General features: G+C 33.1%; 28 protein-coding genes and 1 other annotated feature. Of the genes, 14 read left to right on the top strand and 14 right to left on the bottom strand.

Annotation, left to right across the window (positions count from 1 at the left end; translation table 11 throughout):
* Positions 1–95 precede the first annotated feature (95 nt).
* The 3 genes from HMPREF3241_RS06345 (at position 96) to lepB (ending at position 1,780) form a co-directional block, all read left to right on the top strand.
* Positions 96–476: an LptM family lipoprotein gene (locus HMPREF3241_RS06345; protein WP_002474869.1), complete on the top strand. Its 381-nt coding sequence runs from the start codon at positions 96–98 to the stop codon at positions 474–476.
* A 15-nt stretch (positions 477–491) separates the two neighbouring features.
* Complete coding sequence (locus HMPREF3241_RS06340) at positions 492–1,136, top strand: hypothetical protein (protein WP_002474867.1); 645 nt, start codon at positions 492–494, stop codon at positions 1,134–1,136.
* Between the two features lie 65 nt (positions 1,137–1,201).
* Complete coding sequence (lepB, locus tag HMPREF3241_RS06335; protein ID WP_002447662.1) at positions 1,202–1,780, top strand: signal peptidase I; 579 nt, start codon at positions 1,202–1,204, stop codon at positions 1,778–1,780.
* A 62-nt stretch (positions 1,781–1,842) separates the two neighbouring features.
* Here the strand turns inward: lepB and HMPREF3241_RS06330 are convergent, their stop codons facing one another.
* A complete protein-coding gene (locus tag HMPREF3241_RS06330) occupies positions 1,843–3,207 on the bottom strand; it encodes an MFS transporter (protein WP_049383323.1) in 1,365 nt (454 codons plus the stop codon).
* Between the two features lie 1,327 nt (positions 3,208–4,534).
* Here HMPREF3241_RS06330 and HMPREF3241_RS06325 point away from each other — a divergent pair.
* The gene (locus HMPREF3241_RS06325; protein ID WP_002458624.1) at positions 4,535–5,083 is read left to right on the top strand and encodes a GNAT family N-acetyltransferase; all 549 of its coding nucleotides are present in this window, start codon (positions 4,535–4,537) and stop codon (positions 5,081–5,083) included.
* 121 nt (positions 5,084–5,204) lie between these two features.
* Here HMPREF3241_RS06325 and HMPREF3241_RS06320 read toward each other — a convergent pair whose 3' ends face one another.
* The 6 genes from HMPREF3241_RS06320 to HMPREF3241_RS06295 form a co-directional block, all read right to left on the bottom strand.
* Complete coding sequence (locus HMPREF3241_RS06320; RefSeq protein ID WP_001831338.1) at positions 5,205–5,669, bottom strand: bacillithiol transferase BstA; 465 nt, start codon at positions 5,667–5,669, stop codon at positions 5,205–5,207.
* A 478-nt stretch (positions 5,670–6,147) separates the two neighbouring features.
* The gene (locus HMPREF3241_RS06315) at positions 6,148–6,378 is read right to left on the bottom strand and encodes an epilancin biosynthesis-related protein ElxI1 (RefSeq protein WP_070845771.1); all 231 of its coding nucleotides are present in this window, start codon (positions 6,376–6,378) and stop codon (positions 6,148–6,150) included.
* Between the two features lie 149 nt (positions 6,379–6,527).
* Complete coding sequence (locus tag HMPREF3241_RS06310; RefSeq protein ID WP_002447666.1) at positions 6,528–7,166, bottom strand: ABC-2 transporter permease; 639 nt, start codon at positions 7,164–7,166, stop codon at positions 6,528–6,530.
* Entirely contained in the window at positions 7,166–8,008 is an 843-nt protein-coding gene (locus HMPREF3241_RS06305) for an ABC transporter ATP-binding protein (RefSeq protein ID WP_002458623.1), read from the bottom strand. Before HMPREF3241_RS06305 ends, HMPREF3241_RS06310 begins: the two co-directional genes overlap by 1 nt.
* Before the next feature lie 27 nt (positions 8,009–8,035).
* Complete coding sequence (locus HMPREF3241_RS06300) at positions 8,036–8,770, bottom strand: DUF3169 family protein (protein WP_002491718.1); 735 nt, start codon at positions 8,768–8,770, stop codon at positions 8,036–8,038.
* Complete coding sequence (locus tag HMPREF3241_RS06295) at positions 8,767–8,970, bottom strand: helix-turn-helix transcriptional regulator (protein ID WP_001831346.1); 204 nt, start codon at positions 8,968–8,970, stop codon at positions 8,767–8,769. The genes HMPREF3241_RS06300 and HMPREF3241_RS06295 overlap by 4 nt, the downstream gene beginning before the upstream one ends.
* A gap of 285 nt (positions 8,971–9,255) precedes the next feature.
* On the opposite strand from HMPREF3241_RS06295, the gene HMPREF3241_RS06290 reads away from it, so the two are divergent.
* The 3 genes from HMPREF3241_RS06290 (at position 9,256) to HMPREF3241_RS06280 (ending at position 11,477) form a co-directional block, all read left to right on the top strand.
* Complete coding sequence (locus HMPREF3241_RS06290) at positions 9,256–9,456, top strand: sterile alpha motif-like domain-containing protein (protein WP_001831332.1); 201 nt, start codon at positions 9,256–9,258, stop codon at positions 9,454–9,456.
* Positions 9,457–10,064: 608 nt separating this feature from the next.
* Complete coding sequence (locus tag HMPREF3241_RS06285) at positions 10,065–10,277, top strand: hypothetical protein (RefSeq protein WP_002496925.1); 213 nt, start codon at positions 10,065–10,067, stop codon at positions 10,275–10,277.
* Between the two features lie 15 nt (positions 10,278–10,292).
* The gene (locus tag HMPREF3241_RS06280; protein ID WP_002458622.1) at positions 10,293–11,477 is read left to right on the top strand and encodes an acetyl-CoA C-acetyltransferase; all 1,185 of its coding nucleotides are present in this window, start codon (positions 10,293–10,295) and stop codon (positions 11,475–11,477) included.
* Between the two features lie 217 nt (positions 11,478–11,694).
* On the opposite strand, the gene HMPREF3241_RS06275 is transcribed toward HMPREF3241_RS06280, so the two are convergent.
* Genes HMPREF3241_RS06275 through HMPREF3241_RS06255 form a run of 5 tightly spaced genes read right to left on the bottom strand, consistent with a single transcriptional unit; the run spans position 11,695 to position 18,770 of the window.
* The gene (locus HMPREF3241_RS06275) at positions 11,695–12,438 is read right to left on the bottom strand and encodes a cyclase family protein (RefSeq protein WP_001831362.1); all 744 of its coding nucleotides are present in this window, start codon (positions 12,436–12,438) and stop codon (positions 11,695–11,697) included.
* Positions 12,439–12,459: 21 nt separating this feature from the next.
* On the bottom strand, positions 12,460–14,706 hold the full coding sequence (metE, locus tag HMPREF3241_RS06270) for a 5-methyltetrahydropteroyltriglutamate--homocysteine S-methyltransferase (protein ID WP_070853544.1): 2,247 nt from the start codon (positions 14,704–14,706) through the stop codon (positions 12,460–12,462).
* A complete protein-coding gene (locus tag HMPREF3241_RS06265) occupies positions 14,703–16,541 on the bottom strand; it encodes a bifunctional homocysteine S-methyltransferase/methylenetetrahydrofolate reductase (RefSeq protein ID WP_002458619.1) in 1,839 nt (612 codons plus the stop codon). Before HMPREF3241_RS06265 ends, metE begins: the two co-directional genes overlap by 4 nt.
* Positions 16,495–17,670 (bottom strand): cystathionine beta-lyase MetC, encoded by a 1,176-nt coding sequence (metC, locus tag HMPREF3241_RS06260; protein WP_002447674.1) that lies wholly within the window; start codon positions 17,668–17,670, stop codon positions 16,495–16,497. The genes HMPREF3241_RS06265 and metC overlap by 47 nt, the downstream gene beginning before the upstream one ends.
* The gene (locus tag HMPREF3241_RS06255; protein WP_002447675.1) at positions 17,667–18,770 is read right to left on the bottom strand and encodes a PLP-dependent transferase; all 1,104 of its coding nucleotides are present in this window, start codon (positions 18,768–18,770) and stop codon (positions 17,667–17,669) included. Before HMPREF3241_RS06255 ends, metC begins: the two co-directional genes overlap by 4 nt.
* A 65-nt stretch (positions 18,771–18,835) precedes the next feature.
* Positions 18,836–19,232: a binding site (T-box leader), on the bottom strand.
* 265 nt (positions 19,233–19,497) lie between these two features.
* Between HMPREF3241_RS06255 and HMPREF3241_RS06250 the strand changes: the two genes are divergently transcribed.
* From HMPREF3241_RS06250 to ychF, 4 genes are all read left to right on the top strand, one after another.
* The gene (locus HMPREF3241_RS06250; protein ID WP_002447676.1) at positions 19,498–20,340 is read left to right on the top strand and encodes a ParB/RepB/Spo0J family partition protein; all 843 of its coding nucleotides are present in this window, start codon (positions 19,498–19,500) and stop codon (positions 20,338–20,340) included.
* 155 nt (positions 20,341–20,495) lie between these two features.
* Positions 20,496–21,371: a mechanosensitive ion channel family protein gene (locus HMPREF3241_RS06245; RefSeq protein ID WP_002458618.1), complete on the top strand. Its 876-nt coding sequence runs from the start codon at positions 20,496–20,498 to the stop codon at positions 21,369–21,371.
* 20 nt (positions 21,372–21,391) lie between these two features.
* A complete protein-coding gene (locus HMPREF3241_RS06240) occupies positions 21,392–21,607 on the top strand; it encodes a DUF951 domain-containing protein (protein ID WP_002447678.1) in 216 nt (71 codons plus the stop codon).
* Positions 21,607–22,704: a redox-regulated ATPase YchF gene (gene ychF / locus HMPREF3241_RS06235; protein ID WP_002447679.1), complete on the top strand. Its 1,098-nt coding sequence runs from the start codon at positions 21,607–21,609 to the stop codon at positions 22,702–22,704. The genes HMPREF3241_RS06240 and ychF overlap by 1 nt, the downstream gene beginning before the upstream one ends.
* Positions 22,705–22,897: 193 nt before the next feature.
* Here the strand turns inward: ychF and HMPREF3241_RS06230 are convergent, their stop codons facing one another.
* Complete coding sequence (locus tag HMPREF3241_RS06230) at positions 22,898–23,089, bottom strand: hypothetical protein (protein ID WP_001831355.1); 192 nt, start codon at positions 23,087–23,089, stop codon at positions 22,898–22,900.
* 73 nt (positions 23,090–23,162) lie between these two features.
* Positions 23,163–23,972, bottom strand: a complete 810-nt coding sequence (locus HMPREF3241_RS06225) for a GH25 family lysozyme (RefSeq protein ID WP_002447680.1) — start codon at positions 23,970–23,972, stop codon at positions 23,163–23,165.
* Positions 23,973–24,356: 384 nt separating this feature from the next.
* On the opposite strand from HMPREF3241_RS06225, the gene rpsF reads away from it, so the two are divergent.
* From rpsF to rpsR, 3 genes are read left to right on the top strand one after another with little or no spacing between them, the layout of a single operon-like run.
* Positions 24,357–24,653 (top strand): 30S ribosomal protein S6, encoded by a 297-nt coding sequence (gene rpsF / locus HMPREF3241_RS06220; RefSeq protein ID WP_001831345.1) that lies wholly within the window; start codon positions 24,357–24,359, stop codon positions 24,651–24,653.
* A 22-nt stretch (positions 24,654–24,675) separates the two neighbouring features.
* Positions 24,676–25,185, top strand: a complete 510-nt coding sequence (gene ssb, locus HMPREF3241_RS06215) for a single-stranded DNA-binding protein (protein WP_002447681.1) — start codon at positions 24,676–24,678, stop codon at positions 25,183–25,185.
* A gap of 44 nt (positions 25,186–25,229) precedes the next feature.
* Positions 25,230–25,472: a 30S ribosomal protein S18 gene (gene rpsR, locus HMPREF3241_RS06210; RefSeq protein WP_001831354.1), complete on the top strand. Its 243-nt coding sequence runs from the start codon at positions 25,230–25,232 to the stop codon at positions 25,470–25,472.
* Positions 25,473–25,508: the final 36 nt, after the last annotated feature.

The raw sequence follows: 25,508 nt of genomic DNA, 5'->3' as shown, positions 1-25,508 counted from the left end.
TTAAAAATAAGGTTTTAGTTAATCATTAATAATAATTTAAAAATTGTTTGTTATAATTTATTATGAATTTATAAATGGAGAAAAGGAGTATTAATATGAAAAAAGTATTTATGATCATAAGTATACTTACCATAACTGTTACTTTAAGTGCATGTGGAGGTTCTGGAAAACAAAAAGAGCCATCTAAGGAAAGTCAAAAATCTGATAAATATGATTATGTTTATTATGAAATATTAAATGATGGAGATTCTGAAACGCCAAATGTTGAGATTAAATATAAAGATAAAAAAGGTAAATCACATATAGAAAAAGCTGATTTAGATCACGTGTATGAACATATACTAGATGATGGTAATAAAAAACCATATATTGTAAAAGATGGGAAGAAAATTCATGTATACCGACCACCATATATGATTTATGGTGATGATGATGTTGAAGGCAAAGCCATTTCGAAAGATGAAGTTACGAAGTAAAAGAAAGGTGACAAAATGAAACAGCTATTATACAAAACAAGTTGCGTAATGATGGTATTTCTCACGTCTTCTTTAAGTATTGTCAGTACATATTCTCATGCAACAACATCGGGCGGAACGAGTAGTTCCAGTTCGGCAAGTTCTAGTTCAAGTAGCAGTGCAGCTTCTGCATCTAGAGGTTCAACTTCTTCAAGTACAAGTATGAGTCGTTCTAGTGCAATAAATGCGTCTCGTAATGCACAACAATCTAGTCAGCGTGCTGCTCAACAAGCGACAAAATCAAGTCGTGTGACAGCAACCAAAAATAAAGGACAACAGAGTGTATCAAGCCAAAAAGCACAATCTCGTTCTTTAATGCCATCTCAAAGGCCATATGATTCAAGTGCACCGTATTCGTCTCAATATATAGCTACAACTTATTATAATAATTGGTTATTCTATTATATCTTTGCATATTCGTTTTTAAATCAACATGAAAAGAAAAACAGTGTAGATGCTCAATTTAATATGTTGAAACAACAAATGAAGCCTCATGAGAAACTTTATACTGTTACTGTAAAGACCAAACAAGGAAAGCGTGTCGTTGTTGTACCTAAAAAACAATATGACAAAATTGAAAAAGGAAAACACATTAAAGTTAAAAATGGTGTTGTTCAGTAATCTTTTATGAGCCCATGTAAGCTCAGTGATAAATGACATAAAAACATATCAAGGGAGCTATAATAATGAAGAAAGAAATAATAGAATGGATTGTAGCCATAATCGTTGCAATTGTTATCGTCACACTTGTGCAAAAGTTTTTATTTGCTTCTTATACAGTCAAAGGAGCGTCTATGCATCCAACATTTGAAAATCGAGAAAAAGTGATAGTAAGTCGTATAGCAAAAACGCTTGATCATATTGATACAGGAGATGTAGTGATTTTTCATGCTAACGCGAAGCAGGATTATATTAAGCGACTTATTGGTAAACCAGGTGATTCAGTAGAATATAAAAAAGATCAACTATATTTAAACGGTAAAAAAGTAGATGAGCCTTATTTAAGTGAAAATAAAAAACATAAAGTTGGAGAATATCTAACGGAAAACTTTAATTCTAAAGATCTTAAGGGTACGAATGGCAATATGAAAATTCCTAACGGTAAATACTTGGTTTTAGGTGATAATCGTCAAAACAGTATTGACAGTCGTATGGATGAAGTAGGTCTTTTAGATAAAAATCAAGTTGTTGGAAAAGTAGTTTTGAGATACTGGCCATTTAATCGGTGGGGCGGCAGTTTTAATCCTGGAACATTTCCTAACTAATTAAATAAAAACCTCTTAGTGCATATTTTCAATGACATGCGTACTAAGGGGTTTTTTAATATTTACTCTACTTCAATATGTTTACCGACAGCTTCCCATTTTATAGATACTGTTATGATAATTCCAAGTAAAGGGACAATGGACAAGATTAACATAGTATTCGTTAGACCTACCGCAGCAAGTATGATTGGAAAGACAAAAGTGCCTATGATACTACCAGTACGACTTACAGATTCTACAAAGCCAGTAGCTTGTGAACGTAAATGAGTGGGGAATGATAAGGCGCCAATTGTTTTCCCTTGAGTACCAGGACCTCCTGAATGGCCAAATAAAAATAATCCAATAAGGAAAGTGTTAAGAAGCATTGGTAGATGATGATAAAAGAGTCCTACACATACCATTGAAATTAAAACAAGTGTGAATCCTATCATTGTAAGCTTCCGTGTACCTAATTTATAAGTCAATTGAGCACCTAAATATGCGCCTAGAATACCTGCTATATTGACTATGGCAGTGCCTAATAATACACCTATTTTTTCTTTACTAATAAGATAGGTTGCAATAATAGGTATGTATAAACCAACACCATAGTACTGCATACCTTGTAACGTTGAAATTGCGGTTGCCAGGATAATTCTTTTTATATATCTCGGTTTAAATAAGTCTGTCCAAGAATTTTGAGGCGAAGTCACATCAGAACTTAAATCATCGTCAAGCGTTCCCTCTAGGTGGATGTCTTTATGATAATATTTTCTTACAAATTCAGTTGCTTTTTCTAAAGAATAATGATTAATCACCCATGTCGGACTTTCGTGTAAATATTTAATTCGCAAGATGTATAAGACAAAAGCAATAAATGCACCAAATCCAACTGCATATCTCCACAAATGTGCACCAGCCCCTAGCATAAAGAACGCAATGACCACTAAAGCAGAAGTAACTATTGCAACATACCAAACGACTTGCCAATAATTAACATTTCTTCCTTTATGCTTTAAATTACTTATTTCCGCAATAAAAGTGAAAGCAACTGGACTATCCATTCCAATAGCAAACCCCATTACACAACGACATATTATTAGAATAATTACATTTGGTGCGAATGCTGCACCAAGAGACGTTACAGTGAGTGTTAGTAAGGCAATTGATAAAATGCGCTTGCGTCCAAACTGATATGCTAATGTACCACCAAGTAATGCACCAAATAATGCACCAATAGGTAAAGAGGTCATTACTATAGATAGCGTTGCTGGTGATAAATGAAACTGTTGAGTGAGTTGATCAGTCATTGTACCTAAAATAGTAATATCATATGCATCTAAAAATATAGTTCCTAATATTAAGAATAAAACCACCTTAGATGTCGATGTTTGAGCTTCATCGTCTATGAGTCTAAATAAGTCAGTTTTTGATTTAACGAAATTCATATTTTCATCCCTTATTTTCATCTTCTTTTCAATCGTAATCCAAGGTCGTTAATTCAATATAAAATTAAGATTAAAAAATTATTAATGTTTTTAAAGATGAGAAGTGATTTGTGGATAACTAGAAAGGTGAAAAATAAAAAAGTTGTTATAGCAATGTTTAAGTAAGGGTGAAATTATCCACAATAGCTTGATCGTATGTGTATAATTTACAGAATTGTGTGACAATCATAGCTGTTTATTTGCTATCAACACTTTTAAATGTTGGAGGGATAAATTGTATGATAAATTACGTTTAATTTATTACGAAAGTAAAAGATTTAATTTTTTAGAAATTTATTAATAAATAAAGATATTTTCTGTGTATGCGTATTGTTAAAGGTTGTATATTTTTTAATAAGTTCAAATAATCTAATTAGAAAAGTCTTTTGATTAAATATAAATTTGTTGTATTATTTAATAAATGAAAAGCAATTCGATTTTTGCAATAGTTTAGAAAGCATTTGGTTTTTGAGAAAGGTTCATTTTTAAAATGAATAAATATATAGAATATCCTCGCAATTGAAACAAATTTTATCACTCGAATTCCTCAAATTTCTTAGTATCTTCTTCATTGAGATTGACTAGATATCATTTTAAACGTATTAGATAATTTCAAAAATTTCTTAACGTAAAGATTTTCTACAGGAAAGTTCTGAAAGAAAAATCATCTAGCCCAATCGCTTTGTCTTTGGGTTTGAAAAATTAGATAGATTTTTCAAGTTTTTGTATAAAATTGACTATCACTATTTTGAGGTTTCTAGCACTTACAGGTAATAGTCTTTTCCATGATACATATTTCCAAACAATCCTATAATTTAAGCTTTATTTATGAATACATTTGGTAAATATTAAAAATTTATAGTTAAGACTGTATCGAAGTTTGATAAAGATTAATTTAAATCTGTGGTGGTTCAATTTATTTTTCAAGTTGTTTGTAAAAACCTTGTTTTAACTCTCTTATCAACGAAAATTCTATAGAAAATGTAAAGTTTCTAAGACATCTATAAAAATAAATACAATTTTTGGATTTTACTAATCAATATTGAGAAGTATATTTTAAAAAAGTTTTCTCTGTGTTTTTAACGTTTGTGTTGTTGATGATTATCTATCTTAAGTTAAGCTTTTTCACTCTAATATTGGTTGTAGGTATAAGACAATAGAAACAAGAGAACTACATACACACTTATGACTTAGAGAATATCGAATTCTAGTAATCAAGTTTTATGACATAATCCTATATTCGTGTATACTAAAATAACAGAAAATTCTAAAAAAGGGGTGGTTTTGTATGTTTAGTTATCAAATAAATAAAAATATTAAATTAAAAATATTAGAAGAACGAGAAGCAGAACAGTTATTTAAATTAGTAGATAGCAATCGTGACTATCTAGCTGAATTTCTACCTTTTGTTGAACATACGAAGAAGGTTGAAGATAGTAAACACTTTATCCATTCGGCGTTGCAACAATTTATCGATGGTAATGGATTTCATTGTGGAATATGGAGTAATAAAGAATTGATTGGAGTCATAGGATTGCATTACTTAGATTTAGTTAATAAAACAACTTCAATTGGTTATTATTTAGCTGAAGACTTTCAAAAGAAAGGTATTATGACTAAATGTACTAAAGCTTTAATTCGTTATGTATATGAAGAATATGATATTAATCGTATTGAAATACGAATGTCTACCAAAAATAAGAAAAGTCGAGCTATACCTATAAGACTGGGGTTTACACAAGAAGGTATATTGAGAAGTAATGAACGTTTACAAGGAGAATTCTCAGATAGTTATGTTTTTAGCTTGTTGAGAGAAGAATGTACGTATACTAGATAAAACTCCTCGAAAGATATGTTTATCTTTGTTTTAGCGAAAGCATTCAAATAAAATTTGATAATCCTCTAACAACTTTAAAAGCGTCTAGAGATGATAATCCAGACGCTTAAATATATTATGCTTATTTTTCACGAAGTACACGTGTCATTTCTTCAATTTTACCAGTGTGTAAAGGCACATGGATAGCATTTAACATTAATAATTCATCAAGTGTGTTACAACCTGCGATAGGTTGGTCTAATTTCTGAGCTAACTGCTCGTGTGTTAATTTTTTAGCACGTTCTGGTAATGTTTGAATGTGTTGTTTGATTTCGTTGATAGCAGGTACATCTTGTCCTTTCCAGTCTCTAGGATTTGAACCATATCCAAACAATTTATTATATTTTTCAACATCTACGACATGTTGATTGCCTAATGATAATGCTTGTTCAAAGATTGTTAATACATGACCATATTGCCAATGTAAAGTGTTTGGGAAATGTTGAGTTTCTTTATCTAATACTTCTTCAACATTCCAATTGTCATAATCGGCTAAAAGATTGTTTACGCCCAATTCAATGACATTATAAACTGTGATATTACTCATCATATTACTCCTTTTATATATCGATGGTATTACTAAAAATACCCATTAAAAAGGTAGCATATGCATTAAAGATAAAAGTTATCACAAGTTTTAGTTAAAATTTAATGTATATGGATCTTCTCTTTTTTAATCTGTTCCTTTAATACATATATATAAACATATCAGTGTATTAGCTGTAAAAACTGAGAAGTAAGATGAATCTAGAGTTGATTGGAGACATTGATATACGAAAGGATTGATAATTCAACTAATAACTCGAAATTTAGTTCGAATGCAGTAGGCCCTTTTTGACCGAAATAAAGAGCAATGATTTAGAGTAAATAACGAATGTGTATAAAGTAGTTCGAGATTAGTATAGGAAAAGCGTGCCTCTTTCTTTTTAAGCTCCTACGAGATACATTTATTTATCATCTAATCCGATAAGTTGGGTTCTATTGAGCCAGTGACACTTAAAATATGATGGTCATATACTTATTGATTATGAATCATTATGCTTTTTCTTATTTTTATCTTTAATCATTTCAGAAGGAACAGCAAAGATAAATACTAGAATAAACAAAATGAGCGCTAAGTGAGGTACATTTTCTAGGAAATACCATCTTAAGTGCCAGTCAAACATATCATTTGCATAATTTACAAAATACTTGGTAAACAATAAAGCAACACATATGCCTGTTAAAGTATCTAAAACTTTAGTTAATATTGTCATTAAAGTACTCCTTTATCCCATTTTTAATTAACTATTTATAAATATATTAATAAATAATTATCTTTAAATGCAAATAAATTATTAAAAACTTAAATGATATAAATAACCCCCTGAATTTTCAATTACCGAAAATTTAGGGAGATTAAATATTATAGTTCTTGTTTGTTAAAAATTTTAATCGATAAAATATAAGAGATAATCATTGAAATCAATCCAAGTATTCCATAAATGGAATATACAACATAGCTTTGTGTGTTGCTCAGCATTGTAATCATAGAGCCGCTTCCTGTTTGATTACTCAATATCATTGATGCGATATAGAATAAGAAATAGATAATAATGACAGCAAATGTTGTAGTCATCACAATGACATTTGAATTTTCAGAACCGAATTTGAATGTTAGAGGAAACATAATGGAGAAAGTCCCTGCGCCACCAATGGCAACACATAGTGAAATGAATACCATACTTAAACTTTGTGTGATTAGACCGACACTAGGTACACCTGCAAGTATCCCAACTAATGCACACAAGAGAAAAATAGTATAATAACTTTTAACATAATCAGCTCTTCTAACAGGAAGTGTGGATATGTAATTCATCCATCTTGAGTCCTTTTCACGTTTGAAGTTATCCGTAATAGGAGATATTAAAAAAATGATAGCAAGAAAGCTGTTCATCGTTGGATTTAAAAATGAGAAAACGACTGCAGCAATAATTCCGACTACTAAGTAGATGAAAAATGATTTTTTAGCTGTATAAAATATACTAAGAGTAAGACCTTTCATTATACTTCACCTCGCATAATAATTTTAGTTGCATCATCGATTGTCTTTAGTGGTTGTGCATCAGGTACTTTTTGATAGTTATTCACTAAACTGATTTGTCGATCATTACGTCTGCGCGTTGCGATTAGATACTCATTTGAAATATTGAAATGCTCAACTGGTTGATCGATGATACCGTATTGGCTCAATAAAACTTCTTTACTTTCTTTTAAAATAATTCGACCATCACGCATAAAAACGAGCTGAGTAGCTAGCTGTTCAATATCTTCAGAAATATGTGATGAAATTAATATGGCACGATCGTCTCCTAAATAATCCTCTAGAATTTCTAACACATGTTCACGTCCTGATACGTCCATACCTGCTGTAGCTTCATCTAAGATTAATAATTTAGCATCATGGCTTAAAGCAATTGTTAAAGCTGCTTTCATACGCATTCCTCTTGAGAATGTCTTAATTTGATTATTTGTTGGTAGTTCAAATGCTTTGGTTAAAGAAAAGAATGTATCACTGTTCCAAGCATCATATATTTCAGTAAAAACTTTATTGATAGATTGTAGAGTTAATTTATCTGGAACACGTAAATCATCAAAAACTACGCCTAAATGTTCTTTATATTTGAAGTCGTTCTCTGTCACCTCTTTATCGAAGAATTTCAGTGAACCATTATCTTTATGTCTATTTCCTACAAGTGTATTAATGAGGGTAGACTTACCTGAACCATTTTTTCCAATTAAACCCACTACCTCGCCAGGTTTAACAGAGAATGTGATGTCAGTAAGCTGAAATTCTGAATTCTTATATGATTTATTGAGTTGCTGAACTTCTAATAAGTTTTCCATAATTTACTCCTTTTCTTTAAATTAGTTTTAGGATTTCTGTTCTGATTTATAAAAATTACTGACTTTCAGTAAATATCCCAATGAATTATAGATAAATAAAATGATGAACAAAATCATGCCTAGTGATTGATTCATGCCTGTAGTTATTGAGAATATCCCCAACATCATAATTCCTATAAAAAGTAATACAATATTTTGCTGGTGCACTTTATACAAGGAAACGAGTGTGATGTATCGCTCTCCTTCGTCCATAATATTAAATGCTTTTTCAGTGTAATGTTTCTCTCCTAATTTAGGGTATCGAGCATCAAATTTTCTATAAAATATCCCAATCATTATGGATGAAATGATTGTAATAATGAAAGGAATCATTATTAGAGCAATGTGATTGTCAGATGCATTTCCTATGACGGGTATTAAAATTGCAATAAAAGCGACAATTAATTGCATTGTGTAAATAAATCTTACTTTCAATGATTTGGTGTATGATTTATTTTCATATGTATCTGCCAAATCATCTGAAATATTTGCGTCAATTTTAGCTTTATAGTGAAGTGACGCATTTTGGACTATAAATAAATACACAGTGAGTATAACATTTATTAATGATGCTACGATGGTTGTATAAAGCACAACTTTAAAGTTAGCGAATTGTGCATAATTAAATAACTTCTCCCAGTTAATAGCTCCGATGATGTATCCGATGATGCCTCCAACTAATCCTCCTAATAAACATAGAAGTGCATATCTTTTTATTTTCAAAAGTCTTCCTCCTCCATAATAAAGATATCTTCAACAGGTTCACCAAAAATTCTTGCAATTTTTATTGCGGTTAATATAGATGGTGTAAAATCGTTGCGTTCTATTAAAGACACCGTTTGTCGTGATATTCCAGCTTTTTTAGCAAGCTCTGTTTGATTATATCCATCACGGGCTCGTAATTCTTTAAGTCTATTGCGCAAATTGTATCACTTCCTTACATATAAACTATATAATATATTTGTCATTATGACAAGTATATTAGTCAAAATGACATATATATTATACTCTTTAGGGGTTGTATAAAATTGATTTTTAGTACCACAAGTTTTAATAAAATTTATTAGTTTTTAAAAAAGAAATACTTTTAACATATAAATAAGACCTCAACTATTAATTTTTTACTTAAATTTAAACAAATGTATTTTGTAAATGCCTTCATTTTGGTAATATATACCTATTGTTGCAAAATATAGGAGGTTTAGGTATTGAGCTTTTATCGTTTTATGAAGAATTTTGAAGGTGAGAAAAGTCATTTTGGAGATTTGTTTGAAGGTATGAAAGATATTAATTTTCCTGAAAACATTACGACCCCAAGGGAAATTATGGAAAAGTTCCAACATTGGTTACAAGAACCTAGTTTACACGATACGATACAAGATGCGATTAAGCAGTATCAAAATAAATAATTTTCATCTATATTAAAAGGTTGTTGAATAAATCAGGGTTTTAGTCAAAATCTTTTAATGTAATTTTTATACATATACGTTGATAGGATTCATTTTCGGAAAAATAGTGCAGATAAATCAATGATTTCGTGTTTTGAATAAATAATAGATGATATGTCTCAACTGTTTTTTAACAATGGCGATTGTTTTATACTTATTTATAAAAGTCTATGGGATATCAAGACGCTTAAATACGGCTTCTTAATCTATTATCAATGATGTTGGTGATTCTAAAAACACTTTACCAGTGAATTGATAGGAAAGATAAGTATAGAATATGTTGTTTCTATTATGAAGCATGGGTGACAAATATAAAGGAAAGTAAGTATTGATTGCATAATAAAACTTAGAAATGTTAAATCATCGTAGATATAATAGTAGATGTTGAGGAAATCTTATAAAGATGCCTTGTGTTAAGTGGGACGGTTAGACTACCCCGTTTGTATAGACATGAGTATTTCTTTTATGGTTTCCTCTTTTTTACAGCAATGAATTAACTATATTTAGTGAAGTGAAAGTGATTCTGAAATTAAAATTGATCATTGCTTAGAAAGAAAGTGATGCATTTGATGACGATAGATCATAATGGAATTTTTCTATGTAAATTTGGTAATATAATGTGGAATGTGTTTACTACAATTAAAGTATGTAATACTCATTTAAATGCAATGAAGGTAAGAGATAAACTCTTAAATAATAGATTTGAATATCCAAATACAATGACAATAAGAAAAGAAGGTTTGCTTCTTCCCTCATTTTTAGAAAAGTATAAGTTATATTAAGGAGATGAATATGACATGTCACGCATAGTATTAGCTGAAGCATATCGAACACCTATAGGCGTGTTTGGTGGTGCATTTAAGGATATACCTGCCTATGAACTAGGTGCAACAGTTATTCGTCAAATTTTAGAACATAGTCAAATAGATCCTAATGAAATCAATGAAGTTATTCTAGGGAACGTGTTACAGGCAGGTCAAGGACAAAATCCTGCTCGTATTGCTGCGATTCATGGTGGTGTGCCAGAAGCGGTACCTTCTTTCACTGTAAATAAAGTTTGCGGTTCTGGATTAAAAGCGATTCAACTTGCCTATCAATCTATTGTAGCGGGAGATAATGAGATTGTTATCGCTGGAGGCATGGAAAGTATGTCTCAATCTCCAATGCTGCTTAAAAATAGTCGTTTCGGTTTTAAAATGGGAAATCAAACTTTAGAAGATAGTATGATAGCTGATGGTTTAACTGATAAGTTTAATGACTACCATATGGGCATCACAGCCGAAAATCTAGTTGAACAGTATCAGATTAGTCGTAAAGAACAAGATCAGTTTGCATTCGATTCCCAACAAAAAGCATCACGTGCACAACAAGCAGGTGTGTTTGATGCTGAAATTGTACCTGTAGAGGTACCACAACGTAAAGGTGATCCCCTAATGATTTCTCAAGATGAAGGCATTAGACCTCAAACGACAATTGAAAAGTTAGCACAACTCCGCCCAGCATTTAAAAAAGATGGATCAGTAACTGCTGGTAATGCATCTGGTATCAATGACGGTGCTGCTGCTATGCTCGTTATGACGGAGGACAAAGCGAAAGAATTGGGCATACAACCTATAGCTGTATTAGATAGTTTTGGTGCGAGTGGTGTGGCGCCTTCAATTATGGGCATTGGTCCAGTTGAAGCGATACGTAAAGCTTTAAAACGTTCTAATAAAGTGATAGATGATGTTGATATTTTTGAATTAAACGAAGCTTTTGCAGCGCAATCAATTGCTGTAAATCGTGAGTTGCAATTACCGCAAGATAAAGTCAATGTTAATGGTGGTGCGATTGCACTAGGACATCCAATAGGGGCTTCGGGTGCACGCACTTTAGTTTCATTATTACATCAATTAAGTGATGCTAAGCCAACAGGTGTGGCATCTTTATGTATCGGAGGCGGTCAAGGTATCGCTACGCTTGTATCTAAATATGGCGTTTAATATTTAGTGGAGCACGGTTTTTATATAATAAAAATGTGTATTAAAAAAGCTATAAACGAAGTCATTTTAAAAACTTCGTTTATAGCTTTTTACTTAGTTAGAAAGATTTCACTGCTATTAAAACCTTATGATGATGAACATTAATGGAATCATATCATAGCGGTTGTGCACAACTTGAACCACCACGTGGTTGAGAACGTTAGATGAAAGACATTAATTAAGGTTTTATTGCGAATGCACGAACTGGAAAGCCTGGTGCATCTTTTGGTTTTGGACTGATTGCATAGATAATTGCACCTCTGGTAGGTAATTGATCTAAATTGGTAAGTAATTCGACTTGGAATGTGTCTTGCCCTAAGATATATCTTTCGCCAACAATGTCACCATTTTTAGCTGTATCAATTGAGGCATCAGTATCAAATGTTTCATGACCTATGGATTTAACACCACGTTCTTCAATGAGAAATTTTAATGCATCAAGACCCCAACCTGGAAGATGTTGATGGCCATCTACATCTTTATTTTCAAATTTTTCTATATCTGGCCAACGTTTTGACCAATCAGTACGTAATGCGACAAAAGTACCTGCTTCAATGCGACCGTGTTGTTGTTCCCAGTCTTCTAAATGTTTACGTGATACGATAAAATCCGAATTTTGTGCAGCTTCTTTAGAATAATCTAAAACAATTAATGGTAAAACAAGTTCTTTTAAATCTAATTCTTCTAAATATCTTCTATTTTCAACGAAATGGATTGGAGCATCAATGTGTGTTCCATATTGAGTTACGATACTCCAACGTTGTACATAAAACCCGTGATCTTTAACATTGAATAGCGTTGAGACTTCACCTTTTTCAAATTCGCTAAAACGAGGGATATTTGGGTCGAAAGTATGTGTTAAATCGACCCACTGAGCTTCTTTTAAAGTATTTAATTGATTCCAAAGTGGATACTGTGACATTTGTCTCACCTCTAGCTCGTATTATGCTGTTGTTGATTCAGATTCTTGACGTTTCTTTTTAACTGCATTGACTAACACTGTTAATGCATCTTTCACTTCATCTTCTTTACGTGTTTTTAGACCACAGTCTGGGTTAACCCAGAATAGAGAACGGTCAATTTGTTGTAATGAACGATTAATTGCAGTGGTAATCTCTTCTTCGGTTGGAATACGTGGACTGTGAATATCGTAAACACCTAATCCAATTCCTAAATCATAATTAATATCTTCGAAATCTTGAATTAAGTCTCCGTGACTACGAGAAGTTTCAATAGAAATAACGTCTGCATCTAAATCATGGATGGCATGAATGATTTGTCCAAATTGAGAATAGCACATATGTGTATGAATTTGTGTTTCATCATGCACAGATGATGTTGCTAATTTAAATGAATGTACAGCATCTTCTAAATATTGTTCGTGATATTCAGAACGTAGAGGTAAGCCTTCACGCAACGCTGGTTCGTCAACTTGAATGACTTTGATACCTGCTTCTTCTAAAGCTAACACTTCTTCATCAATGGCTAAGGCAATTTGATCTTGAACAACCTTTCTAGGTACATCTACGCGTTCAAATGACCAGTTTAGAATAGTAACTGGACCTGTAAGCATACCTTTTACTGGTTTGTCAGTTAAGCTTTGCGCGTATACTGTTTCTTTTACAGTAAGTGGAGCAGTCCACTTCACATCTCCATATATAACTGGTGGTTTAACTGCACGAGAACCGTAAGACTGTACCCAACCGAATTTTGTTACTAGGAAACCTTGAAGTTTTTCCCCAAAAAATTCAACCATGTCGTTACGTTCAAACTCACCGTGTACAAGTACGTCTAAACCAATATCTTCTTGGATTTTAATCCAACGAGCGATTTCATTTTGTAAAAATTCTTGATACTCAGCGTCTGTAATGCGATTATTTTTCCAATCTGCTCTAAATTTACGGACTTCACGAGTTTGAGGGAATGAACCAATCGTAGTCGTAGGTAAATCTGGTAACTTTAGACGTTGGTTTTGTAATTGCTTGCGTTTAGCAAATGGTGATTTACGATGTGTCGGTACACTTTCAAAATCGTATTCAAGATTTTTAAATGATTGACTTTGGAAGCGTTCATAACGTGCTTTGTAATGTTCATATTTTGACAGGTCATCATCATTGAATAAGCGACGCAATGCATCTAATTCGTCTAACTTTTCAGTAGCAAAACTTAATCCTTCTGCAATAGATTCATCAAGTGTTTCATCATCTAGTGATACTGGAACATGTAGAAGTGATGATGAGGGTTGAATGACTAACTGTTGTGTGTGTTGTTGTAATGTTTCGATTAATTGTTTTTTCGCTTCAATATCAGCAGCCCATACATTTCGGCCATCAATGATTCCTGCATAAAGTGCTTTACTTTGATCGAAATCACCAGCTTCAATTTGTTTTAAGTTATAGCCGTTATCGTGTACCAAATCTAATCCTAAACCGCCCACTGGTAATGAACTTAAGAATTTTAAGTGAACACGTTCAAAGTAAGTTTGAATAACGAGATATTTTCCTAAACCTTCATTTGCAAAATAGTCGTATGCTTTTCTAGTAATGTCTTCATAACTTTCGCTATCATCAGTCACTAGAATAGGCTCGTCAATTTGAATATACTCAGCACCTGCATCTACAAGTGACTGTAAAACTTCTTTATATAAAGGAAGTAATGTTTCAACTTTTTCCTCGAACGATTGATGACCACCTTTTGATAATTTTACAAATGTGATAGGACCAACAATTACAGGATGCGCATTTACATTAATTGATTGTGCATATTTAAAACGTTCTAATAACGTATTTTTTTCAACTTTAGGTTCTACGTTGTCCCATTCAGGTACAATGTAGTGATAGTTGGTGTTAAACCATTTAATAAGTGCACTTGCAACATGCTCTTTGTTACCACGAGCAATATCAAATAATAAATCATCATTGACTTCGCGTCCTTGGAAACGTTCAGGGATAATATTGAACAATAAAGACGTATCTAAAATATGATCATATAAAGAGAAATCTCCAACTGGAATGCTATCAAGATGATAATTTTTCTGAAGTAAAAGATTTTCTTTGTGTAAATCAGTCAGTGTTTGATCTAATTCTGCTTTGTCAATTTTATGTGCCCAATAATTTTCAATTGCTTTTTTCCATTCTCTTTTTCTACCTAATCTTGGGAATCCTAAGTTTGAAGTTTTAATTGTTGTCATAATATTGCCTCCTTGTTGGCAGTGATTGATTTAGAGTATGCTGCGAGTTCCAACGAATAATCTACCTTTTGGAAAGGTGTAATAATGTACAGACCGTTGAAGTATTCGTGTACTGTATCAATGAGTTCTTTAGAAAGTCTTAAACTTAATTCTTTAGTCTTTTCTTTATCATCTTTAACAGCTTTGAATTGGTTAAGTACATCGTCTGACATTTTGATGCCGGGCACTTCATTATGTAAGAAAAGTGCGTTGTTATAACTTGCGATTGGCATGATACCTATGAAGAAAGGTGTATTTAAATGTTTTGTTTCTTCATATACTTGAATAATTTTTTCTTTACTATAAACGGGTTGAGTTATGAAATAACTCATGCCACTTGCTACTTTCTTTTCAAGTCGTTTAATGGCTCCATCTAATTTTCGTACGTTAGGATCAAACGCACCAGCGATGTTAAAGTTAGTATGTTTCTTCAGCGCATCGCCGTCAGTGTTAATACCTTTGTTAAATCTTAGTGCAAGTTCTGTAAGGCCTTTTGAGTTCACATCATAGACATTTGTAGCTCCGGGTAAATGACCTACTTTAGAAGGATCTCCGGTAATAGCCAGTATTTCATTGACACCAATGAGTGATAAACCTAGAAGATGAGACTGTAATCCTATTAAATTACGGTCACGACATGTTACATGTACAAGAGGCTCAATATCGTAGCGTTGTTTGATTAAACTTGCCGCTGCGATGTTACTTACTCTTACGGTAGCTAACGAATTATCCGCCAATGTAACAGCATCTATGCCAGCTTCATCTAATTTGCCTACATTATCGAAAAATGTATCAGTATCCAAATGTTTGGGTGTATCAAGTTCTACGATGACTGTTGGGCCATTTTTAACTTTAGAAGTAAGGTTTTGTTTAAGAACTCGCGCTTGCTTTTGAGATGAAGCTTTATTAATAGGGATTACCTTTTTATCTTTAACGGGTTTTAAATGTTTAACTGCTGATTTAATATAGCGAATGTGTTCAGGTGTTGTGCCACAACAACCACCTATCAATCTGACTCCCTCATTAATTAATTCTTGAGCTATATCTCCGAAATATTGAGCATTATCACTATATTTGAATTCACTATTCTCGATATCTAATAAACTCGCGTTTGGATAACACGATAAATACGCATGTTTAGGAAGTTCTATATGTGAAAATGATCGTTGCATATGGTGTGGGCCATGGTGACAATTTAATCCAACTACATTGGCGCCACATTCAACTACGTATTTCAATGCCTCATTAATTTCAGTGCCATCAACTAAGTAATTCGTATTTGAAGCGGTGAGTTGAGCGATGATTGGAATATCGTATTTTTGTCGTGTGGCAGTGACGATGCGAGTTAATTCATCTAAATCGTAATAAGTTTCAAATAAAAGGGCATCTACACCTTCATCAATTAATGTATCGATTTGAAGTTCTGTATGATATTGAATTGTTGAAAGACTGATATCCTCTTGCCGGACGCCTCTAAATCCACCTACCGTTCCAAGTATAATTGTGTCCTCATTTGCTGCACGTTTGGCAATTTGAACTGCAGCTTGGTGAATTTCTTTAACTTTATGTTCAAGACCAAAGGACTTTAATTTTTCAAAGTTGGCACCATACGTATTCGTTTGAATGACGTCTGCACCAGCTTCGATATAAGAACGATGAATCCGCTCGACCTTATCTGGATGAGTAAGGTTGTAGGCTTCCGGACAAGTATCAAGTCCTTCCGAGTAGAATATTGTTCCAATAGCGCCATCAGCTACTAAAACGTTGCTCTTTAATTGGTTCAGTAAATGACTCATTGAAAGCCTCCTTTAAAGCGTAGTTAAAATCTGCGATGAGTTCTTCTGGATTCTCAAGACCTACACTTAAACGGAATAACCCGAAAGTGATGCCACGTTCACGTCTCACATCTTCTGGCACTGCTGCATGAGACATTGTTGCGGGATGTGATAGGATAGTTTCTACACCACCGAGACTCACTGATACAAGCGGTAAAGTAAGAGAATCGACGAACTTTTGTGCTTTAGATTCATCTTTAAGTCGGAAACCTATCACTGCACCTCCAGTTGAAGCTTGCTTGAGGTGTGTAGGATTATTTCCTGGGTAATACACCTCAGAAATCTCCTCTCTTTGACTCAAAAATTGAACAAGACGTTCAGCATTATGAACAGATTGTTTAAAACGAACTGGTAATGTTTTAAGATGTTTTGCAAGTGCCCAACTATCATAAGCAGAAAGGGCTGTGCCTGTGCCGTTCTGTAATAAGTACAATGCATTTGCAACCTCTCTATTATTAGTAATTGCTGCACCTGCGATTAAATCGCTATGTCCACCTAGAAATTTAGTTGCACTATGAATAACTATGTCAGCGCCTAGTGCTAAAGGTGATTGACCCAAAGGTGTCATAAACGTATTATCAACAGCTAATAGTAACTTATGTTCCTTTGCTAGCGTTGCTACAGCATGAATATCTGTAATTTTGAAAAGTGGATTTGAAGGTGTCTCTACATAGATGAGTTTTGTGTTTGATTGAATAGCTTCAGCGATATGATCTATATGTGTGGCGTTAACTGTAGTAAATTCAATATTGAATCGATTGAGTATTTGTTCAGTTAATCTAAATGTCCCCCCGTAAACATCATCAGGTAAAACAACATGATCCCCTGCGTTTAATGTGAGTAAAACGGCTGAAATTGCGGCAATGCCTGAAGCATAAGCAAATGCATATTTACCACCTTCTAAGCGTGCCAGTTTCTCTTCAAGTAAAGTTCGGTTAGGGTTACCACTTCGTGCGTAATCATATTGACTCTCACCACCTAACACTTTTTGATGGAACGTAGATGAATCGTAAAGTGGTGGGTTAGCTGAGTCGTAGTCTTTACCTCTACGTACATCGAATATTACTTCTGTTTCTTTAGATAAACTCATGAAATCACTCCTACTTTAGAATTCTCTAATGCTTGAATTATGTCAGCTTCTATATCGTTATAATCTTCTATACCTACGGATAATCTGATGAGATATTCATCAATGCCACGTTTGTCTTTTTCCTCATCTGGCATATCCACGTGTGTTTGTGTATAAGGGAAGGTGATAAATGTTTCTGTACCACCTAAACTTTCTGCGAATATGCAAATATCTAAATTTTCTAAAAATTTAGCGACGCTATATGCTTGGTTCAGTCTTAAACTAAGCATGCCTGTTCGTCCGCTATATAAAACTTCATCAATTGAATCTGACTGGCGACATCGTTGTGCGAGTTTTTGAGCGTTTTCTTGGGAACGCTCTATGCGAAGATGTAATGTCTTTAAACCTCTTTGTAAAAGATAACTATCAAGAGGTGATAGCGTTGCTCCAATCATATTATGGAATTGATTCAATTGTTCAGCTAATTGAGCATCTTTAACAGTTACAACTCCAGCTAACACATCGTTATGTCCGCCAATGTATTTTGTTGCTGAATGCAGAACGATATCTGCACCTTCTTCGAGTGGTGTCGAAAGATAAGGTGTTAAAAAAGTGTTGTCGATAATTGTTAACAGTTGATGTTTTTTGCTAAGGATATAATATGGTTCTACATCAATTTCAATCATTTGCGGATTTGAGATTGGTTCAATAAATAATGCTCTAGTTTGTGGCGTGATATTTTTTTCCACTTCTTCATAATTTAAAAAGTCTACATATTTAAACTTCAATCCATATTGTTTTTCGTAAAAATCGAATAACCGAAACGTTCCACCATAAAGGTCAAATGCAACGAGAATTTCATCACCTGGTTTGAATATATTGCATATTAACTGAATCGCTGCCATACCACTGGAAGTAGCAAATGAAGCAATGCCTTTTTCAAGCTGTGCAAAAGCTTCTTCAAAGGCTGTTCTTGTTGGGTTTTTCGTTCGTGTATAATCATAGCCTGTTGATTCACCTAGGTGAGGATGCTGATATGCAGTAGATAAATATATTGGATTGGCAATTGCGCCAGTGTGATCTTGTGTTAAAGCAATTTGAGCTAAATCTGTATCCTTCATAGCTAGCTCCTCCTATTCAGTAAAAATAAAAAAGCTTCCGTCCTTTAGACCCGAATGATTCGGATGTAAAGGACGAAAGCTTAAACTTCGCGGTACCACCTTTGTTTGCTACTTTATTACTAAAGTAACCTCAATCAGTACGCCATAGTGTTAAAACAGTATACTGAAAATAGCGGATACACAATTTTCTTATCGTAACATCATTAAATAAAACAAAAACTCATTTAATCCATATGTGAATAAATGAGTATTAACGATAAATTGTGACGTATAAAATTTCCAGTACGCCATTTAACATCAATGTTAATACTGTATCGCTATAACGGGCGAACCCGTTGATACCTCATATTGGCATCAACACTCCAAGGCCATTTTCAAACTTTCTTTCAATGCCTTCTCTCAGCGTGTGAAGACTCTCTGTATAAGCAGTGTAAGTTTTACTTTCCTTTTTACAGTGTGTAAAATGTTTTTAAATTGTTAATACATAGATTACATAGTTTGAATTTATTTGTCAATGATTTTTCTGAAAATTTTGATTTAACTATTAATTTATTATCAGAAATACATCTGAAAATATATGACGTAATAAGCTTCATATTAAGCCGTTAGTATTAATTTGAAAGGCTTGTATTATTGGATTGAACTTTTTTAAAATAAGGAATGAATCAATGAGGATTGATTATTCATTAGAGGTACTTAAACTAAGATAGAAAGATGTGGAAAAGAGATGGCATATACAGATGATCAGAGGTTGAAAATGAATAATGATGATAGTGTGCAATTTATTGCACTAGAATTAATTAGACCTAATCCTTATCAGCCACGTAAGACGTTTGAAGAAGAACGACTCAATGATTTAGCTTCATCAATTCAACAACATGGTATACTACAGCCTATTGTATTACGTCAAACTGTTCAAGGTTACTATATTGTTGTGGGTGAGCGACGATTTAGAGCATCTAAGTTGGCAGGATTAACAGAAGTGCCAGCTATTATTAAAGAACTATCTGATGAAGATATGATGGAATTGGCAATTATTGAAAATTTACAGAGAGAAGATTTAAATGCCATTGAAGAAGCAGAAAGTTATAAAAAAATGATGACAGATTTGAACATTACCCAACAAGAAGTTGCGAGACGATTAGGTAAGTCACGTCCTTATATTGCCAATATGCTTAGATTATTACAATTACCTAAAAATGTTGCTCAAATGGTTCAACACGGGGTGTTATCTAGTGCTCATGGGCGTACGTTATTAACTTTGAAAGACGCCAGTAAAATAAAAAAGACGGCAAAAAAAGCTGCTCAGGAGTCTTGGAGTGTAAGGTATTTAGAGGAGTATGTCAATGGTTTAGTCAGTAAAGACATCTCAATGAAACTTGACAAAGAGACTAAGGGAAGTAAACCGAAAATGATTCAACAGCAGGAAAGATTTTTAAAAAAGCAATATGGTACGAAAGTAGATATTTCGACATCAAAAAATGTTGGAAAAATCACATTTGAATTTAAATCTGAAGCAGAATTCAAACGCTTGATTCGTCAACTTAATAAAGATTATATGGAATATTAAAAGTTTAGCCCTCTATAAACAGGAAGCATATACATAGTTTTATAAATATCCCTCAAAAGGATAGTATTTTAAAACCATAGACGTATTATCTAAATGAATAAATTAAGTTATAATAAATGAATTATCAAAAAAATGAAAAGGAGGGCATATTATATATGAATCAACTAAAACATATTTTATCTTCATTGTTCGAACCTTTAACAAAGGTTGAAACATATGAAAATTTAATTACTAAAGTAATAATGATTTTAATTTATATCCTTGTAGCGATTGTTGTTATAGCAATTTTGAATAAGATTATTGAGCAAGCATTTAAAATTCAAAATAAAAGTAAAAAAGGGAATAAAAAGCGTTCAAAAACACTGATTTCTCTTGTACAAAACATAGTAAAATATATCGTATGGTTTGTTGTTATCACAACAATTTTAAGTAAGTTTGGTATTAGCGTCGAAGGTATTATTGCTAGTGCTGGAGTTGTAGGTATTGCGGTTGGTTTCGGTGCGCAAACGATAGTGAAAGATATTATTACAGGTTTCTTTATTATCTTTGAAAATCAATTTGATGTGGGTGACTATGTTAAAATTAATAGTTCAGGAACTACGGTAGCAGAAGGTACTGTGAAATCTATTGGTTTAAGATCAACGCGAATTAATACAATTTCAGGAGAACTGACTATTTTACCTAATGGTAGCATGGGTGAAATTACGAACTTTTCAATTACAAATGGGACTGCTATTGTAGAACTACCAGTATCAGTTGATGAAAATATAGATCAAGTTGAAAAGAAACTCAATCGTTTATTTGTTTCTTTACGCAGTAAATATTACTTATTTGTCAGCGATCCAGTTGTTGATGGCATTGATGCGATAGAATCTAATAAGGTTACTATACGAATTTCAGCAGAAACAATTCCTGGTGAAGGATTTTCAGGCGCTCGTATTATTCGTAAAGAAACTCAAAAAATGTTTAGACAAGAAGGTATTCGCATGCCACAACCAGTCATTTCAAATTATAATGAAGGAAAAAGCTAATCATCATTGGAGGTCATTTCATGACGTCAAAGTATGGAATAAATGATATAGTAGAAATGAAAAAACCACATGCATGTGGAACAAATCGTTTTAAGATTATTAGAATGGGCGCTGATATTCGTATTAAATGTGAACATTGTCAGCGCAGTGTCATGATTCCACGGCAAGTGTTTAATAAGAAAATGAAAAAAGTTCTTGAATTTCATCAAGACAAAGAAAGTAAGGAGAATGAATAATGGCTTTAACAGCAGGTATCGTAGGTTTGCCTAACGTAGGTAAGTCTACCCTATTTAATGCAATTACTAAAGCTGGCGCATTAGCAGCAAACTATCCCTTCGCAACGATTGATCCCAATGTTGGTATCGTTGAAGTGCCAGATTCACGTTTAATAAAATTAGAAGAAATGGTTCAACCTAAAAAAACAATTCCTACTACTTTTGAGTTTACTGATATTGCAGGTATTGTTAAGGGTGCATCTAAGGGCGAAGGTTTAGGAAATAAATTTCTTTCACATATTCGTGAAGTAGATGCTATATGTCAGGTGGTTCGTGCGTTTGACGATGAGAATGTTACACATGTATCAGGGCGTGTTAATCCGCTTGATGACATAGAAGTCATTAATATGGAACTTGTTTTAGCAGATTTAGAATCTGTTGAAAAACGTTTACCGAAAATAGAGAAGATGGCTCGCCAAAAAGATAAAACAGCTGAGATGGAATTACGTATATTAACACAAATTAAAGAAGCGTTAGAAGACGGTAAACCAGTACGCAGTATTGATTTCAATGAAGATGATCAAAAGTGGGTTAATCAAGCTCAGTTATTAACATCTAAGAAAATGTTATACATTGCTAATGTTGGTGAAGATGAAATTGGAGATAAAGATAATGATAAAGTGAAAGCAATCCGTGAATATGCAGCAAACGAAGATTCAGAAGTTATCGTTATTAGTGCAAAAATTGAGGAAGAAATCGCCACATTAGATGATGAAGATAAAGAAATGTTCTTAGAAGATTTAGGCATTGAAGAACCAGGTTTAGACAGACTCATTAGAACAACATATGATTTGTTAGGTTTATCTACTTACTTTACTGCCGGTGTGCAAGAAGTGCGTGCTTGGACATTTAAACAAGGAATGACTGCACCACAATGTGCTGGAATTATTCACACCGATTTCGAACGTGGTTTTATTCGTGCAGAGGTAACAAGCTATGATGATTATGTACAACATGGTGGCGAAAATGGTGCTAAAGAAGCGGGAAGACAACGTTTAGAAGGTAAAGATTACATCATGCAAGATGGGGATATTGTTCATTTCCGTTTTAATGTTTAACTTAAAGCATGTATTTATATTAATGAGGCACTCTAAAATTAGAAGCAAATTCTAGTTTTAGGGTGTTTTTTTGATAATAAAATTGAAAATTAGGAGATAAATTATTCTGCATACTACAATGACAACTATTAATGAGGCGATTATTTGTAGTTAGGAAATAGAATCATTGCTCTTATGTAAGGATTCCAAATTCTTAAAAAAATGGAATGATTTTACTTGCTTTAATGATGTCTTGTGTACTAAAAAATTGTTTGCCCTCACCAGTGTATGCGGGTTCAAGAACTAAATTTGCTTTAGCGCAGTATAGCCATTCTGGGTGAATGCCACTATTTAAGATATCTTGAAACTCTTGGAAATCTTTATTCCAATCTAAATTTAATCTCATGAAAAACACCTCATATGTATTTTAGAACAAATGTTCGTTAAAGTGAAGTGTTTTTGTTCGTACGCGTTCGTATTTATGAAGTGAACCAAGACGAATTCACATTTTCGTCAATGTAATTTGCATCGACATTTTGATTTAATTCAGGAGAGTAGTAACTATCTGTATATTGCCATAGCACTTTCTCTCGGTTTGGTTCCTTAGCTTGATATGCTGCTAACCAGTAGCCATCATAAGAACTGACAGCATTTGATGCATGATTTAACATGAAGTTTTCATATGAATAAAAAAGGATCTTCTTGTTTCCAGCAAGCTTTCTCATTTCGTTTGCCCATGCTTGTGTAGCTGTTTCATCATCTCCGGATGTAACGGTTTGTTCTTCATAATCATTGATGTAAAAGGCGGCTTTGGGGGCACGTTGAGATAAAGTGTTAGCTTCATAACGTGCATCTTTTGGACTTTCGTACATGCTATAAGAGTACACGCCGTATTTCATTTTATTTTGTTCTAATAATGCTGCATTTTTTTCAAAAGTCTTATCAACATATTCTGAACCGTACTGTGCTCTTAAAATAATAAAATCATAATTTTTCTTTAGTTGTTTTATTTGTTCGTTAGTTAAAAGTCCTTGCCATTCAGAAATATCTAAGACTCTTTCACCATTATTTGTTTCAGTAATATTAGATTCAGCAGAGAAAGTAGAACGATTTTGTGTTTTATGAGGTTGCTTTTTAGGATGGTCTTTTAAGTATTGTTGATAGCCATACCCCATTGTACCTTTTTCGCTTACAGAAGATGAAGACGCTTGTGCTTGAGTATCTATAAAATTAAGGCTAGTAGCGAAAATTGAAAGTGAAATGATTGAGTAAGAAAATTTCTTTAACATAAACGACTCCTTTATAATGAATTTAGTATCAAGTGCAATTATATGAAATATAATTTTGATGTTATTATAACTAAAATGAAGTATCAACTATCTATTAAGTAACATTAATATAATTTGAATATAAAGTAATGTATAACATAAATAGGATCATTGCGTTTGAACAACGAGGGAAGTCTCAGAGGAGTCTTAAACCAATAATCTGTATTGATATTTTCAAAAATAAATAATGCTCATCAATATTTAAGGGTAAGATTCATCTGAAATTGATTGTAAAAAGTAAAGCTCTATGCTATAATTCTTTTCTGTGAGTAATGAAAATTATTCCTTGCTTATCACATTAAATGTTGATAAGCCGTATAGACCACAAGGAGGTGCAAATAAACTATGAGAACATATGAAATTATGTATATCGTACGTCCTAACATTGAAGAGGATGCTAAAAAAGCGTTAGTTGAACGTTTCAATGGTATCTTAGCTTCAGAAGGATCAGAAGTTTTAGAAGAAAAAGACTGGGGTAAACGTCGCCTAGCTTATGAAATCAATGATTTCAAAGAAGGTTTCTATAACATCGTACGTATTAAAACTGATAACAATAAATCAACTGACGAATTCCAACGTTTAGCTAAGATTAATGACGATATCATTCGTTACATCGTTATCCGTGAAGACCAAGATAAGTAATAATTTAGATGGGGGCGTTTAAATGTTAAATCGAGTTGTATTAGTAGGTCGTCTAACGAAAGATCCAGAATACAGAACCACACCCTCAGGCGTAAGTGTAGCGACATTTACTCTAGCAGTTAATCGTACTTTCACGAATGCTCAAGGGGAACGCGAAGCTGACTTTATTAACTGTGTAGTCTTCCGTAGACAAGCAGAAAATGTAAATAACTACTTGTCTAAAGGTAGTTTAGCTGGCGTTGATGGTCGCATACAATCACGTAGTTATGAAAATCAAGAAGGTCGTCGTATTTTTGTTACTGAAGTCGTATGTGATAGTGTTCAATTCCTTGAACCTAAAAACGCACAACAAGGTGGCCAACGTTCACAGAACAATAATTTCCAAGACTACGGTCAAGGATTTGGTGGTCAGCAATCAGGACAAAATACATCTTACAACAACAATAATTCATCAAACTCAAATCAGTCGGATAATCCGTTTGCAAATGCTAATGGACCGATTGATATCAGTGATGATGATTTACCATTCTAATAATGAACGAATAAAATAAAATGAGTCAAAGGAGGCAGTTAACCATGGCAGGTGGACCAAGAAGAGGCGGACGTCGTCGTAAAAAAGTATGCTATTTCACAGCAAATGGTATTACACACATCGACTATAAAGACACTGAATTATTAAAACGTTTTATCTCAGAACGTGGTAAAATTTTACCACGTCGTGTAACAGGCACTTCAGCGAAATATCAACGTATGTTGACTACAGCTATCAAACGTGCTCGTCATATGGCTTTATTACCATATGTTAAAGAAGAACAATAATATATTATTTATTGTAAAACCCCGTAAGTATAGGCT

Source organism: Staphylococcus sp. HMSC34G04, assembly GCF_001838765.1.
Taxonomy (GTDB): Bacteria; Bacillota; Bacilli; order Staphylococcales; family Staphylococcaceae; genus Staphylococcus; species Staphylococcus epidermidis.
This window is presented reverse-complemented; position numbering and strand designations above follow the sequence as displayed.